Genomic DNA, 15,181 nt, shown 5'->3' with positions numbered 1-15,181 from the left:
GCCCGCATTTCACGGTGAAATGCGGGCCTTTTATTTAGAATTGTATATTTATTCAGCTAATTAAAACGTTCGAACTGGTGTAATCAACTGAATAAAGTTTTCGCCTTCTTCAGTTGGCACTAAAGTGAATGGGCGCAATGCCATCGTGAATGAGATTTTGATCATAGCTTGCCCAAACGAACGTAACGCTTCTTTCATGTAGTCTGGGTTAAACGAAATTTCAAGTTCGTCACCTGACAAATCAGTGGGCTGTAGTTGTTCCGTTACTTCCCCGACATCTGGTGAGTTACCGAAAATCGTAATCGTTTTGTCCGTTGGGTTAACGGAGAAGCGAACCACATTATTGCGACTTTCGTGTGATAACAGGGATGCCCGTTCAATTGCTGCTGAAAGTGCGGGTGCTGAAATTTCAACAGTCGTATTAGATTCTTTAGGAATCAGCCGTGACGTGTCGGGATAATTTCCTTCGAGTAAGCGAGAATAGAAGGACGTATTCCCCAGCACAAATAGGACTTGGTTTTCTGATAACCGCATCTGCACGTCAGGATTATTGTCGCCGATCATCCGAGATAATTCTGTCAAACTTTTACCAGGAATGATTACATCATAATTGGCATTATTGGCTTCTGGCAACTTGATCCGGCGTTGACTTAGGCGGTGTGAATCGGTTGCGACCGCTAAGAACTCACCGTTAGCTAAGATAAAATGAACCCCGGTCAGGATTGGCCGACTTTCCTGATTGGAAACAGCAATAACGGTCTGACCAATCAACTCTTTAAGTACATCCCCAGCTAACGTGATGGTATTAGTCGTATCAATTTCAGGTAAGTGTGGGTAGTTTTCAGGGTCTAAGCCGTTGATTGTAAAGGAAGCGGCTCCTGAAGTAATTTGTGTTTGAAAACCGTCGACCACGTTAACAGTCATGGTGTCTTCTGGTAATTTTTTTACGATTTCACTAAAGAAACGGGCAGGTAAAACGATTGAACCGGCATCTTCAACGACTAACGTATTGTTGTCATCACTTGCTGGAATGGTGGTTTCAATAGAAATATCAGCATCACTACCAGTTAAGGTAATAGCGTCAGTATTAACGTCAAGTTTAAGACCAGTCAAAATTGGAATGGTCGTTTTTGAAGAAATGGCCCGTTGGACGTTATTTAATTCTTTGATGAAGGCAGATCGATTGATCGTGAATTTCATAAGTTAATCCCCTCTTTATTCTAGCGACGGGCACTAGATATATATTAATAATAAAAGTTCGTAGTAATAGTAGAGCAGTGGGTACTGTGGAAAACCGAGTAAAGACTCGGCGTTATCAAGTTTTCCACATGTGTATAAGTTGTGGAAAACTTTTTGAGTTATCCTTTTTTATCCACACTAAGATTTGAGCTGGCCTGTCAAATCACCCACGGCTTTTTGTAATTCAGCATCAGTTTTGAGTGCCTTAGTGATTTTATCATGCGCATGGATCACAGTCGTATGGTCCTTACCACCAAACTCGTTACCGATGCGCGGAAGTGAACTTTCAGTCAGTTCGCGTGATAAATACATGGCAATTTGACGTGGAATCACGATTTGTTTATTGCGTTTCTTTCCCTTAAGGTCAGCCATTGTTACATGGAAGTACTTGGCGACTTTTTCCTGAATGACGGGAATCGAAACCTCTGATAGTTTACTGCTAAGGTGCAAACTCTTCAATGCATCCGCCACTAAACTGGTGGTAATCGGTGAATTATTCAGTCGTGAGTATGCCTGCACTCGTGCTAAGGCACCTTCGAGTTCTCGCACGTTTGAGTCGATCTGACCGGCGATATAACTTAACGTATCGTCAGGGATTTCGATCCCTTCAAGATCGGCTTTATTGCGCAAAATAGCAATCCGCGTCTCGAGATCAGGTGGGGTAATATCAACGGATAATCCCCACTTAAACCTAGAAACTAGGCGATCTTGGAGTTGCGGAATTTCGTTCGGTAAGCGATCGGATGTAAGCACGATTTGCTTATCATCTTCATATAAAGCATTAAATGTATGGAAGAACTCTTCTTGGGTTGCTTCCTTATTGGCAAAAAATTGAATGTCGTCGACTAATAACAGGTCAACGTTCCGATATTCTTCGCGGAACGCCTCCTGTTTTTTAGTTTGAATGGCATTAATTAATTCATTCGTAAAAGATTCGCTAGTCACATATTTAATGTTACTAGTCGGATCGGTTTCTAACAATTTGTTACCGATAGCGTGCATTAGGTGGGTTTTTCCCAGACCAACGCCCCCGTAGAAAAACAACGGATTATACATGGTGCCGGGTTCTTCCGACACAACTAACGCAGCGGCATGGGCCATTTGATTGCCTTTACCGATCACGAAAGTATCAAAAGTGTATTTCGGGTTGAGTTTCGTTTCCCGCATAAATGTGGGGGTAGTTGCGGTTGTTGGTTGTTGTCCCGCAACGTTACCGGTAGTCACTTGCGAGTCCTTGTCTCTCGTAAGTTGCTGACGTTCTTCTTCCGTTATCATGACCGGCCGAATCTGCTCGTTAGTCGCTTGCATCGCAATGTCCGTGAACTTTGCGGCCAAGTTTTTCTCCCAATAGTCACGATGAAGTTGTGTTGGGACTTCGATCGTCATTTGGGCTTTATCGAGTTGGAGTGGTTTTGCCGGTTCGACAAACGTTTGAAACGTGATCTTGGACAGATCTTGTTCCATAGAGAACTTAATGAGATTCCATAAGTCATTACGTTCCAGCACGTGGATACCCCTTTTCTTAAAAAACGTAATTCTATTTTAGCATGAACATATAGAGTTTTCCACAAGTGGACAAGTTAAAGTTAAGAGAATTCACAGGCTGGGATTTGAATATACACAGCTTGTCGAAAACTAGGAATTAATTTTATAAAACAGCACTTATCCACAAAAGCGAGTTCAAAACTAAAGCCGCAATAAAAGCGTTTATTGGAGTTATACACACAACAAATACGCCCTGTGGATAACTAAATAACAACCCGTTAATTTGTCGAAAAACTTGTGGGTAAATTGCGAATAACGGAAAGTCACTTTGCTATAATCCACAAATAAATTCGCAATTAAATAATTTTTTGACCTCGAATTACTACGGAGAAATTTAATTTACTGGTTTTCAAACAAATAAAAATATGCTATAGTAGTCAGGAAATGCGTTTAGATGTAAACTGCGTTTTGAAAATAACGACTTAATCGAATTGATTCATGTCATTATGGAGAAGGAGGTGTCATGATGAAGAGAACTTACCAACCAAAGAAGCGCCATCGTCAACGTGTACATGGTTTCCGCAAACGGATGAGCACCAGCAATGGCCGTAAAGTGTTAGCCCGTCGACGCCAACGAGGCAGAAAAGTATTGTCTGCATAGGCCACTGATAATCAGTGGCTTTTTCTTTACAGTCCTAGACCAGGTGTTTAGGGCTGTAAAGTTGTGTAGCAATTCGCTCAAGAGCTTGAGCGCACACATGGAGATGGATTATGCGAAAATCATATCGGGTAAAAAAAGAAACTGAGTTCCAACAAGTTTTTGAGACCCGCAACTCGTATGCCAATCGTCAATTTGTCATTTACGTTTTGGAAAAACCGGGGCAACCCCATTTCCGCGTCGGTATTTCGGTCGGTAAGAAGATCGGGAACGCCGTTGCGCGTAACTGGGTCAAACGCCGGATTCGGCAATCAATCACCGAGCTAAAGCCGCAGCTTAAGCAAGATGCAGACTTTCTCGTCATTGCCCGACCAACCGTTGCTGGTAAGTCGCAAGCCGAAACCAAAGCTTATCTAAGCCATGCGCTAAAGCTAGCGCACCTGCTGGACAATGATTAAAGTGAGGACATTCGTTTGAAAAAGTACAGAAAAATACTGGCAATGCTGGCCGTACTAGCGATCGTACTAGTTTTGAGTGGGTGTAGTAATACCCCAATCACGGATAAGAGCACCGGGTTTTGGGATGGCTTAATCATCTTGAACTTCTCACGGGCGATTATTTGGTTATCAAACTTGTTTGGTCATAGTTATGGTCTCGGGATCATCGTCTTTACGTTGATCATCCGGATCATTATCTTGCCATTGATGATCTTCCAAACCCGCAACATGGTAGCCATGCAAGAAGTCCAACCGCAGATGAAGGCTTTGCAAAAGAAGTATTCGTCACGCGATATGGAAACTCAGCAAAAGCTCCAAGCGGAAATGAAGAAGTTGTATGCCAAGCATGGTGTGCATCCAATGGCCAGCATGTTGCCATTACTAGTTCAGTTGCCTATTTTGATTGCGTTGTACCAAGCAATCTGGCGGACACAAGCCTTGAAGACCGGTTCGTTCTTATGGTTGCAATTAGGTAGCAAGGATCCGTACTACGTTTTGCCAATTCTAGCGGCGATCTTTACGTTTGCTAGTTCCTGGTTAGCGATGAAGTCGCAGCCAGAACAAAACGGGATGACAACGTCAATGACGTATTTGATGCCTGTGATTATTTTGATTACGGCCATTAACGTGCCATCAGCGTTGTCCTTGTACTGGGTGATTTCCAACGCGTTCCAAGTTGGTCAAACCTTGTTATTACAAAACCCATTCAAGATTAATCGCGAACGGGAAGCTAAGAAGCAAGCTGAACGTGATCGTAAGCGAACGCTTGAAAAAGCTAGAAAGCGCGCGATTCGTAATCATAAACGTTAAATACAAGTAGACCTGCCATGTGTGGTGGGTCTTTTTTGTTGGCTCTGTATCATCTTTACCAATCGGTCAATATGATTTGGACTGTGATGGCAGGATGCTAATGTGCGTTTATGTAAGGCCCCTGGACGGTCCGTGATGAGGAAATTGTAATGAACGATCAAATACTGGTAATAGTAATCATCCGGGGATCAAGGTGCCTATAAAAATAATTGTCTGCACCATTTTATCACATGTTTTTAATAGCGTGCCGCGGTTTGAGAGAGCTACTTTGTCAGTCGTAATTAGAACGGGCGATTAAAAACGTAATGACCCGGCGCATGAAAAAGTTCCAAAAAAAGATTTGACAAATTGAAAAATGACCGCTAAGATGTGAATCACATTAAAAAATAATTAGATTAAGCGAACGGCAGTCGAGGAGTCGGTTATCAGTCAGTTACAGCGAGTCGCGGATGATGAAAAGCGATCTGAACTGGTAGCTAAAAGTCGATTACTAGTGAGAAGTTGCGTGAAGCAATTTCCGGGTGTACCCGATAACGTACCAACATATCGTCAATAAATTTGGCCGTATGTAAGTGGTGAGTCTGACTGGCTCGCAAATGAGGTGGTACCGCGTGAAGACGTCCTTTTAAGCATAACAGCTTAGTAGGGCGTCTTTTTGTTTTGCGGGATGCCGGTTGATCTGATTAAAATCAAAACATAATGGAGGGATTAGAGATGCAAGCAAAGTATACATATAGCATTATAGGGGTGGTGAGCGCCTTATTATTAACCGGCTGCTTGGGGGCGGTCTCTAATTCTTCGAAAACGACCAGTACGGCTGATCAAAATAGGACGTTAGGCATCACGATTCCTGGCGAACCGATGACGACTGATCCAACAACTTCGATCGAAACCAACGGCGGTGCCGTAATTACACAGACTGGTGAAGGGATTTACCGCAAAAACGCGAATAATAAGATTGTTGCGGGGGTAGTCGAGAAGAAGGTCAATCCTACTGAAAACAAGACCCGGTATACGTTTACGATTCGCAAAAATGCACGCTGGCAAAATGGAACCAAGATCACTTCACAAGATTTCGTGACGGCGTTGCGGCGGCAAGCTAATCCAACAACGAAGTCTCAAAACTTGGATGCCATTAGTTACATCAAGAACTTTGATGCCGTTAATAAAGGAAAAATGGCCGTTAATAAATTAGGTGTGACGGCTATTAATAAGCGAACGTTTTCCATCAAGTTGAGCAAGCCGGTGCCTTATATGAATTATGAGTTTACGAGCTTTTACCCACTCAATACGGCGGCAGTCCAGAAATACGGGTTTAAGTTAGGGAGTAACTCAGCGACGACGGTAGCAAACGGTGCCTACGTTATTAAGGGCTGGAAAGGCTCTAATGATAGTTGGTATTACGTTAAGAATAAGTACTACTGGAATGCCAAGAACGTTAAGATCAAGCGCATCAAAGTCACGGTCACTAAGGATGATAATACGGCGCAGAACCTCTTCAACGCCGGAACGGCCCAAGTGACCAACATTTCGGGGCAGTACGTGAAGAATAATGCCAATAATAGTCAAATGACGGTCACTAAAACTGGCCGGAATAATTACATTTATTTCAATAGTAAGAAGTCCGTAACTGCCAATGAGAATTTCCGGCACGCGCTAAGCCTGGTCATTAATCAAAAAACACTAGCAAAAGATGTCTTGCAAGACGGCTCGCAAGCCGCGACGAACATTGTTCCGAAAAACTACGCGAGTGATCCGACTACTGGTGAGGATTTTGTTAAGGAAGTTGGGAACTTATCACCGACTAATATCAAGCAAGCTAAGCAGTATTGGCAGAAGGCCCAAAAGGAACTCGGCAAGCAAAATGTGACTTTGAATTTTCTATGCGACGATACGGATACTGAGAAGAAACTCGCTGAATACGTCCAGGGCGTGGCCGAAAAGTATTTGAAAGGCGTGACGATCAAGATCGTTGCGGTTCCACACGCGACCCACGTATCACGTGATTTTACGGGGAACTTTGACCTCGTCACAGTCGGTTGGGGGCCGGATTATCCGGATGCCCAAAACTTTTTGGATGGGATGCAGAGCTCGAATAGCATCAACTTTACTCAGTGGAAAGATGCGAAGTACGATGCGTTGATGGCCAAGGTATCTAATACGGCGAAATACACGGCCGCGCAACGGTGGACTTATGAAAAGCAAGCTGATCGCCGGTTGATGAAACTCGATGCCGTGATTCCCACTTACCAAGCCTCTTCTGCATTTTTGGTCAGCAAGGATGTTGGTGGCTTGCAATGGGATGAATTTTCTGGAACGTCCAGTCAACTTCAATATGCTTATTGGAAATAAAAACTTGTCATGAAAGGTGGTGAGGCGTGGTGAATAGTCAGTTAGAGAACCAACAATGCAGTGATGAAAATGATGGTCCGTTACCGTTAATGAACGGTGTGCGACCTGCCAAAATGAAAGGAAGTCATTATTATGACCAAAACCAACTATATCAATGCCTCAATCTACAGTTCAGAAAAGCAAACTTTTATCGATAATCAATTCATGACTGTTGACGACGCAACCGGAAAAATCATCGCGGTCGGTACAGGAACCCCGGATACGATTGCTGAACAAACGACAGACATGCAAGGAAAGTATGTTATGCCGGGCATCATGAATGCCCATACACATATTACCAGTATTCCAACTTACTGGTGGCATGACGGCCAGGAAGACCGCCATCCGGAGTCACGTGAGTATAATACCATGTATGCGATTCACAATATGCAAGATATGGTAAACCATGGGGTAACCTATATTCGCAATGTTGGCGCCCAGTATGATATTGACGTTGCGATTTCAAAGATGCAACGAGAAGGAAAGATTGCGGGCCCTCGCGTGATGACATCTGGCCAGGCCTTTTCAATTACGGGTGGTCATGGTGCGGATGGCGGCCAAGAAGTCGATGGTGTGGATGCGGTCGTTCAAGGTGTTCGCCAGGCCCTTAAAATGGGCGTCGATAATATCAAGATGATGGTTACCGGTGGGGTACTTCGAAACGGCGAGACCCCAGATGATATTCAGTTTAATTTTGAAGAAGTTCAAGCAGCCGTTGCTGAGGCCCATCATAAAGGCAAGACGGTGGCGGCTCACGCGCAGGGGAATGCCGGGGTAAAAGAGGCGGTTCAAGCCGGCGTCGATACTGTCGAACACGCCTTTGATATTGATGATGAAACAATTGAGATGATGCGGCAACATGGCACTGTGATCGTACCAACGATGAACGCGATGTATGCTATTTATAAATATGGCGAGAAGACCGTTCCAGCATGGGCGCGTGAAAAGGTAATCGTCAACATCAAGAAGCATTTTGCAAGTATCACTAAAGCCGCGGCGGCTGGCATTCCCATCGCGATGGGGACGGATGCTGGAACGCCTTATAATGGCTTTGAGGATGAATCAGCATACGAAATGCAGCTCTATGTCGATAAGGCGGGCATGACTCCCGCACAAGCCATCGATACGGCCACAATCAACTGTGCCCGTGCGATGCATGTTGCGGATGAATACGGGACGATTTCTGCTGGTAAATTTGCAGATTTTATTGCAATGACCGCCAATCCAATCGAAGATATTCGGGTTATTCAGCAAGATAAGGATGTTTTCCAACATGGCATTCAAGTTCATCAAGCGGCTAAAACGGCCGGTGTTGATGAGCAAGTTCCTGTACGGCAGGTCGGGTAGTCCGTCTTATTGAGAATCAGGGCTAAGTGTGGGTAGTCTTGATTCGTCATATGACCAGTTAGTGTACTGACAGGTGAGCTGGTTCTGGCTTGAATTTGATAGTGGTTTGATTTAGTGGCCAATCAGTAGGTCAGATGCCGTGAATTAGTCGGCTAAAAATACTAGCATTATAAACCGATTTTCTAGTCATTACGGACGGGAAAATCGGTTTTATTGAGTTTAGAGCAGCTTTGATACGGCTCGCGAGTGGCAATTAGTAAATACGGCAAAGGGAGGCTGTGGGCCGCGTCTCTGAAACGCGCCATGAACAGGTTGGTTATTGACATAATAAGCACTAGATTTTGCTAGTCTGAGTTTTCAGGAGTAGTAGAACGGCCGAAGTCCTAATCGTTGTAAGGGTTCATTAAGTGTTCATACTCAGGTGTTCGCATGGCGAATGGTAATGCTATAATGAAAGCAGGATTTTTAACGAGGAGGATTCAAGCATGACAGTATTTGAAGGTAATACCGTCGCGGCCGCAATCGCGGCTGGTCTAAAACAACTGCACCGAACACGCGATCAAGTTGAAGTTGAAGTGATCGCTGAAGCAAAAAAAGGATTTCTGGGGCTAGGCAAACACCCCGCCCAAGTACGGCTAACGGTGGTGCCAGCCTCCGCAGCACCTGCAACGACGCCAACTTCCGCTACGGCGACAGCGCAACAGTCAGTAGCTACTGAATCAACGACAGCACCGACCATGCCGCGGCCTACCGTGCGGACACCAAAGTCAACGCCGACCAGACAAGCTAAAACTAGTCAGGCCACGACCAGTGCCACAAAACCAGCGACTAGCAAGGCGGAAGCAGTAGCTAAACCCGCTTCAATGGCGGTTACCACCGGCCCGGTTATCGCTGGTACCGACCAATCTAAACCAGTGACCACTAGTAAGACCAAATCAGCGACTGCTGACCAGAGTCAGACGCCGCGGACACCCGCTGAAATTGCAGCGCGCCAAGCAGCTAACGAGACCGCGGTGCGGGCGTTGTGCGATTACTTGCTTGCGGTGGTCAAAGAACTAGGTGTCACGGCGGATCTTGACGTCGACTTCGGCAACCGCTATGCGACATTGAATTTCGATACAACTAAGCAGGGTTTGCTGATTGGCAAACACGGTCGAACGATCAATGCACTGCAAGATTTGGCGCAAGTTTATATGAATCATCATGGCGCGTCACACGTTAACGTGGTGCTAGATGTGGATGATTATCGGGAGCGCCGGGCTGCGACACTTAAGCGGTTAGCCGAGAGTACGGCTCGAGAAGTGATTGCAACGGGCAAACAAGTTTTCTTGGACCCGATGCCATCGTTTGAACGGAAATTAATTCACGCTGAACTAGCGAATAATCACCATGTAACCACATTCTCAGAAGGCCGCGATCCGCACCGGGCCGTGGTTGTGGCGATTCGCAAATAGTTTATTCAAAGTAACGCAAACAGGCGTTTGACAAACTCCGGGTGAGCTATTATAGTAGGTGTTAATCATTCTTATCTTTTAGATAAAGTAGTCAAAGTGCTTTATCCACGCTTTAAGGTGGCGTGGACTAGGCGCTTTTTTTCTGCATTTTAGGACATATTATTAACTAATTGTAAGTAAATTTGGTATGGTATTAGGCGATGAAACGCTGACAAGAAAGGACATGATGGTATGCCAACGACCACAGAATTTGACACGATCGCGGCAATTTCAACGCCGCCTGGTGAGGGTGGTATTTCAATTATTCGGATTAGTGGGGACCAAACGTTTAACGTGGTGACCCAGATTTTTAAGGGTAAAGATCTCAGTCGAGTGCAATCACACACAATCAACTATGGACATATTGTTGATCCTGATACCCATCAGGAAGTCGACGAAGTCATGGCGACCGTAATGCGCGCGCCTAAAACCTATACGCGTGAAGACGTGGTTGAAATCAACTGTCACGGGGGACTCGTGGCAACTAATGAAATTTTACAATTGATCTTGAGTCACGGTGCGCGAATGGCGGAACCCGGTGAATTTACCAAGCGGGCATTCTTGAATGGTCGGCTGGACTTGTCACAGGCGGAAGCAGTTATGGATCTGATTCGTGCTAAGACGGATAAGTCCATGAAGGTCGCGTTAAACCAATTAGATGGTGATCTATCTAAGCTGATTCGACATTTACGGCAAGATATTTTGGACGTGTTAGCCCAAGTAGAGGTCAATATTGATTATCCAGAGTATGACGCGGTTGAAACAATGACCACCAAGATGCTGAAGGAGAAGGCTACCGAGGTCGCCCAAAGCATTAATCAACTGTTAGCGACGGCTAAGCAAGGTAAGGTCTTACGCGAAGGTTTGGCAACGGCGATCATTGGGCGTCCCAATGTCGGTAAATCTAGTCTGCTTAACCACCTTTTGCATGAAGACAAAGCTATTGTGACGGATGTTGCCGGGACGACCCGCGATGTGATCGAAGAATACGTCAATGTTCGTGGAGTGCCATTGAAACTCGTCGATACGGCAGGAATTCGGGACACTGAAGATAAGGTCGAAAAGATTGGGGTCGAGCGAAGTCGCAAAGCAATCGGGGCCGCCGATTTAGTCTTATTAGTGTTGGATAATAGCCAACCGTTGACGGCTGAAGACCGAGAGTTGTTGCAAGAGACTGACCAGTCAAAACGAATCGTTATCTTGAATAAGACTGATCTACCAGCCCGTCTTGATCAAGCTGAATTGGCGCAACTAGTCGATTTGAGTGACGTTTTAAGTATGTCAGTCTTGGAACAAAGTGGCGTCACGCAACTTGAACAACGGATTGCCAAGATGTTCTTCAATGAAGGTATCGAAAGTAGTCAAAATAACGTGATGGTGACCAATGCGCGTCACATCGGTTTGTTGAATCAAGCCAAACAAGCGTTGCAAGATGTTCAAACGGGACTTGCGGCTGGTATGCCAGTTGATTTGGTTCAAATCGATATGACCCGTTGCTGGGAATTTCTCGGTCAAATTACCGGGGATAGCTATGAAGATGAATTATTAGACCAGCTATTTAGTCAGTTCTGTCTGGGTAAGTAGTGGTAGGAGGAAATTGGAATGACAGAAGTAAAGCAGTACCCAGGCCGCGACTATGATGTTATCGTCGTTGGTGCTGGTCATGCCGGTTCTGAAGCAGCATTGGCCGCTGCCCGAATGGGTAACCGGACACTCTTAATGACGATCAACCTAGACATGGTGGCCTTTATGCCATGTAATCCATCGGTTGGTGGTCCGGCTAAAGGAATTGTCGTCCGTGAGATTGATGCTTTGGGCGGTGAAATGGGCCGTAACATTGATAAGACTTACGTTCAGATGCGGATGCTTAATACGGGTAAAGGCCCAGCTGTTCGAGCTTTACGGGCTCAAGCTGATAAGCATGCTTACCATGCGGAAATGAAACACACGATTGAACGGGAACCTAATCTGACGTTACGGCAAGGAATTGTCGATGGCTTAATTGTTGAAGATGGGGTCTGCAAGGGCGTTATCACGAATACGGGAGCGCGCTATAGTGCCAAGAGTGTCGTTTTGACGACTGGGACGGCGGCTCGTGGCAAGATTATCATTGGTGAACTAATGTATTCTTCGGGTCCAAATAATTCGCAACCAGCGATGAAGTTATCTGGTGATCTGGAACGACTTGGATTTAACTTGGAACGGTTTAAGACCGGTACACCACCACGAGTCGATGGTAATACGATCGACTACAGTGTTACGGAAGAACAACCTGGTGATCCTGAACCACATCATTTTAGTTTTGAAACGAAGGATGCTGACTACATTGATCTAAAGCATCAATTATCTTGCTGGTTAACTTATACGAATGAGACGACTCATAAGATCATTCGTGAAAATCTTGATCGAGCACCAATGTTTACAGGCGTGATTGAAGGGGTCGGACCACGGTACTGCCCATCGATCGAAGATAAGATCGTGCGATTCGCTGATAAGAAGCGGCACCAATTATTCTTGGAACCAGAAGGCCGTAATACGGATGAATGGTATGTTCAGGGCCTTTCAACGTCGATGCCGGAAGAAGTTCAACAGCGGATTTTACATTCCATTAAGGGTCTTGAAGACGCTGAAATGATGCGCCCAGGTTATGCCATCGAATACGACGTGGTGGCGCCTTACCAGTTAAAGGCAACCTTGGAAACAAAGTTGGTCAAGAATCTCTATACTGCTGGTCAAACGAATGGGACTTCTGGGTATGAAGAAGCCGCTGGGCAAGGATTAATTGCCGGTATCAACGCTGGTTTGCGTGCCCTTGATCGTGGCCAATTCACTTTGAAGCGTAGTGATGCTTATATTGGAGTCATGATTGATGACTTAGTTACTAAGGGCACCAATGAACCCTATCGGTTACTAACGAGTCGGGCTGAATACCGGTTGATCTTACGGCATGATAATGCTGATTTGCGGTTAACGGATAAGGGCCGCGAGTTAGGATTGATTGATGATGAACGGTATGCGGCATTTGAGGCGAAACGCCAAGCAATTAAGAATGAACTTGACCGTTTAGGCAAAATCAGAATCAAGCCTAATGATGAGGTCAATGCTTTCTTACGTGCTCATAATTCTGGTGAGCTTAAGGATGGTGTGTTGGCGGCAGATTTCTTAAAGCGGCCAGAAGTACAATATGCTGATTTAATGAAATTTATCCCGGCAGCACCCGAACTACTAGAACGGCATATTATTGAGCAAGTTGAAATTCAGATCAAGTATGCCGGTTATATTCAAAAAGCAGAGGAACGTGTTGATCGGTTGAAAAAGATGGAAGCTAAAAAGATTCCGGATCGGATCGATTATGATGCGATCGACGGATTAGCGACTGAGGCTCATCAGAAGCTAAAGAAGATTCAGCCGACAACGATTGCACAAGCTTCACGGATCAGTGGAGTTAATCCCGCGGATATTGCAATTCTGAGTGTTTATATTCAACAGGGGCGAATCGCTAAAGTTCAATAATCATCAGTAGTAGGTTATGACTGGTGTGTTCAGTTGATATTAACGAATGATGAAAGAAAAAATTAATATTTTTAACGATAAAGCACAATTCCAACTTGGAATTGTGCTTTTTTAGTGAGCTTACTTTTTAATTAGTACACGTTTCATTAAAAAAACAACAACACTTTAATTAATGATGACTAAATTAAATTAAGGTATTATACTTCAGAACTAGTAAACATTGTTTACAGTGTTTACAAAATAAAGGGGGAGTTATTGTTGGTAAGAGTTAGTAAGTTAGTCAGTGGTATTTTAGTGGCAAGTAGTTTATTAGTGAGTTCGGGTGTCATCGCTCAGGCAGATACGCCCGCTGCTCCCAACGCAGATAGTACGGCCAATACGACTGGTACGACTGATATTCAGGCGATGTTTAAAGGTAATAGTAGTCCGGTATCACCAGTTAATCCGGATAATCCCAATAAGCCTGATAATAGCGGTGATAGTGGTAACGGTGCTAAAGCCGGTGGCGGCTTATCGCTGATCTACGTTTCTAATAAATTAGATTTTGGAAGCCATGAGATCGATGTTTTAAATCCAGAAACGTACACTGCCGCAGAAACTGATTCGGATTTATCAGGTTTATGGAACAAAAAAGCAGTCACAGAAGTATCTGATGTCCGAGGAAGTAATGCTGGTTGGACACTGGCCGTTGCCGGGAGTAGTTTGACTGGTACAGACGGTTCTGTAATGAAAGGGGCAACGCTTCAGCTACCAAAAGGTACGGTAACTAATTCTGGTGCAACTAATAATGGCGTGCAGTCCACTGAGGCTCTTAACGTGTTAGATGGTAATTCGGCGACAGTATTATCGGCAGCGAAAGATCATGGTGCTGGTGTAACTGTTGATCAAATTGATCCAAGTAATGTTAAGTTAACGGTGCCGGCAAACACGGCTAAAGCGCAGGGGTACCAAACAACTTTGAACTGGAGTTTGAGTGATACACCAGCAAGTTAGTTAGAATATAACCAAGAGGGGAAGCTAAAGCAGATGGCGATGGCTAACGGTTATTATGGATAAAGTAATCGTTGATGTAATCGCGAGCAGTGGCTTCCCTTTTATTAAATGATAGTTTTAAAAGATGCGTCATAATATGGGGTGTGTTGAGATTGAAAGTGGTTATCCAATTCATAAGACTAATGGGTGTGAGTCTTGGATTTAGTATTTTAATCGGACAGACAGGAGTGTCGGCTAATCGGCAACAATCGGTCCACAACAACAATGTCGGTTTTAGTGTTGCCGCTGAGATACCAAAAAATCAGATTCATAAACAAAATTCTTTTTTTGATTTGAAAATGGCAAGCGGTCAACAGCAGACGTTACGGACAGACATTTACAATGTCACTAATAAGGATATTAAGGTTCGAACGGCTATTCATACCGCGTATACGAATACTAATGGGACGATTGAATATATTAATCCGGCCAAATCGTACGATCAGTCGTTAAAATACCGAGTCAGTGATTTAGCCACAATTCAGGGTGAGCGGACAATAACGATTCCGGCTGAAGGCTCCAAAACGGTCGCAATCAAGGTGAAGTTACCTAAGCAGCCAGTAAATGGCGTCTTGTTGGGTGGATGGTATTTTAAACGGGTTGATGACAAGGTAACAGGAGTAACGGAGAAAAGTATCAACGTTAAGAATGAGTATTCGTACGCGCGTTTTATAATTAAGTTAGCCACCCAGCCAAAATGGTAAAAAAAAGACACC

Annotated in this window: 11 protein-coding genes and 1 pseudogene; 10 read left to right on the top strand and 2 right to left on the bottom strand. The window is 44.6% G+C overall.

All coding sequences use genetic code 11. The annotated features are described in order from the left end of the window. Positions 1 to 60: 60 nt before the first annotated feature. Both dnaN and dnaA read right to left on the bottom strand, forming a co-directional pair. Positions 61 to 1,200: a DNA polymerase III subunit beta gene (gene dnaN / locus MMY95_RS10195; protein ID WP_003641629.1), complete on the bottom strand. Its 1,140-nt coding sequence runs from the start codon at positions 1,198 to 1,200 to the stop codon at positions 61 to 63. Between the two features lie 177 nt (positions 1,201 to 1,377). Then, positions 1,378 to 2,745, bottom strand: coding sequence for a chromosomal replication initiator protein DnaA (gene dnaA, locus MMY95_RS10190; protein WP_003641628.1), 1,368 nt, complete (start codon positions 2,743 to 2,745; stop codon positions 1,378 to 1,380). Positions 2,746 to 3,250: 505 nt separating this feature from the next. Between dnaA and rpmH the strand changes: the two genes are divergently transcribed. The 10 genes and pseudogenes from rpmH to MMY95_RS10140 all read left to right on the top strand — a co-directional run. Next, complete coding sequence (rpmH, locus tag MMY95_RS10185; RefSeq protein WP_003640225.1) at positions 3,251 to 3,385, top strand: 50S ribosomal protein L34; 135 nt, start codon at positions 3,251 to 3,253, stop codon at positions 3,383 to 3,385. 110 nt (positions 3,386 to 3,495) lie between these two features. Beyond that, a complete protein-coding gene (gene rnpA, locus MMY95_RS10180) occupies positions 3,496 to 3,840 on the top strand; it encodes a ribonuclease P protein component (RefSeq protein WP_003640224.1) in 345 nt (114 codons plus the stop codon). 15 nt (positions 3,841 to 3,855) lie between these two features. Then, a complete protein-coding gene (gene yidC, locus MMY95_RS10175) occupies positions 3,856 to 4,689 on the top strand; it encodes a membrane protein insertase YidC (RefSeq protein ID WP_003641627.1) in 834 nt (277 codons plus the stop codon). 714 nt (positions 4,690 to 5,403) lie between these two features. Beyond that, a complete protein-coding gene (locus MMY95_RS10170) occupies positions 5,404 to 7,041 on the top strand; it encodes a peptide ABC transporter substrate-binding protein (protein ID WP_241277630.1) in 1,638 nt (545 codons plus the stop codon). A 132-nt stretch (positions 7,042 to 7,173) separates the two neighbouring features. Beyond that, positions 7,174 to 8,427: an amidohydrolase family protein gene (locus MMY95_RS10165; RefSeq protein ID WP_003646187.1), complete on the top strand. Its 1,254-nt coding sequence runs from the start codon at positions 7,174 to 7,176 to the stop codon at positions 8,425 to 8,427. A 485-nt stretch (positions 8,428 to 8,912) separates the two neighbouring features. Beyond that, a complete protein-coding gene (gene jag, locus MMY95_RS10160; RefSeq protein WP_003646188.1) occupies positions 8,913 to 9,881 on the top strand; it encodes an RNA-binding cell elongation regulator Jag/EloR in 969 nt (322 codons plus the stop codon). Positions 9,882 to 10,112: 231 nt separating this feature from the next. Then, positions 10,113 to 11,504 carry a tRNA uridine-5-carboxymethylaminomethyl(34) synthesis GTPase MnmE gene (gene mnmE, locus MMY95_RS10155; protein WP_003641622.1) on the top strand — a complete coding sequence of 464 codons (1,392 nt, stop codon included), beginning with the start codon at positions 10,113 to 10,115 and terminating at the stop codon, positions 11,502 to 11,504. An 18-nt stretch (positions 11,505 to 11,522) separates the two neighbouring features. Beyond that, positions 11,523 to 13,433, top strand: a complete 1,911-nt coding sequence (mnmG, locus tag MMY95_RS10150) for a tRNA uridine-5-carboxymethylaminomethyl(34) synthesis enzyme MnmG (protein ID WP_241277629.1) — start codon at positions 11,523 to 11,525, stop codon at positions 13,431 to 13,433. A gap of 255 nt (positions 13,434 to 13,688) precedes the next feature. Then, complete coding sequence (locus tag MMY95_RS10145) at positions 13,689 to 14,426, top strand: WxL domain-containing protein (protein ID WP_003641620.1); 738 nt, start codon at positions 13,689 to 13,691, stop codon at positions 14,424 to 14,426. Positions 14,427 to 14,608: 182 nt separating this feature from the next. Then, a pseudogene (locus tag MMY95_RS10140) lies at positions 14,609 to 15,127 on the top strand (DUF916 domain-containing protein); the annotation flags it as partial. Positions 15,128 to 15,181: the final 54 nt, after the last annotated feature.

It is taken from the genome of Lactiplantibacillus sp. ME-2 (genome assembly GCF_022549155.1).
Taxonomy (GTDB): Bacteria; Bacillota; Bacilli; order Lactobacillales; family Lactobacillaceae; genus Lactiplantibacillus; species Lactiplantibacillus plantarum.
The sequence above is the reverse complement of the archived record's forward strand: the minus strand, read 5'-3'. Positions and strand labels throughout refer to the sequence as shown.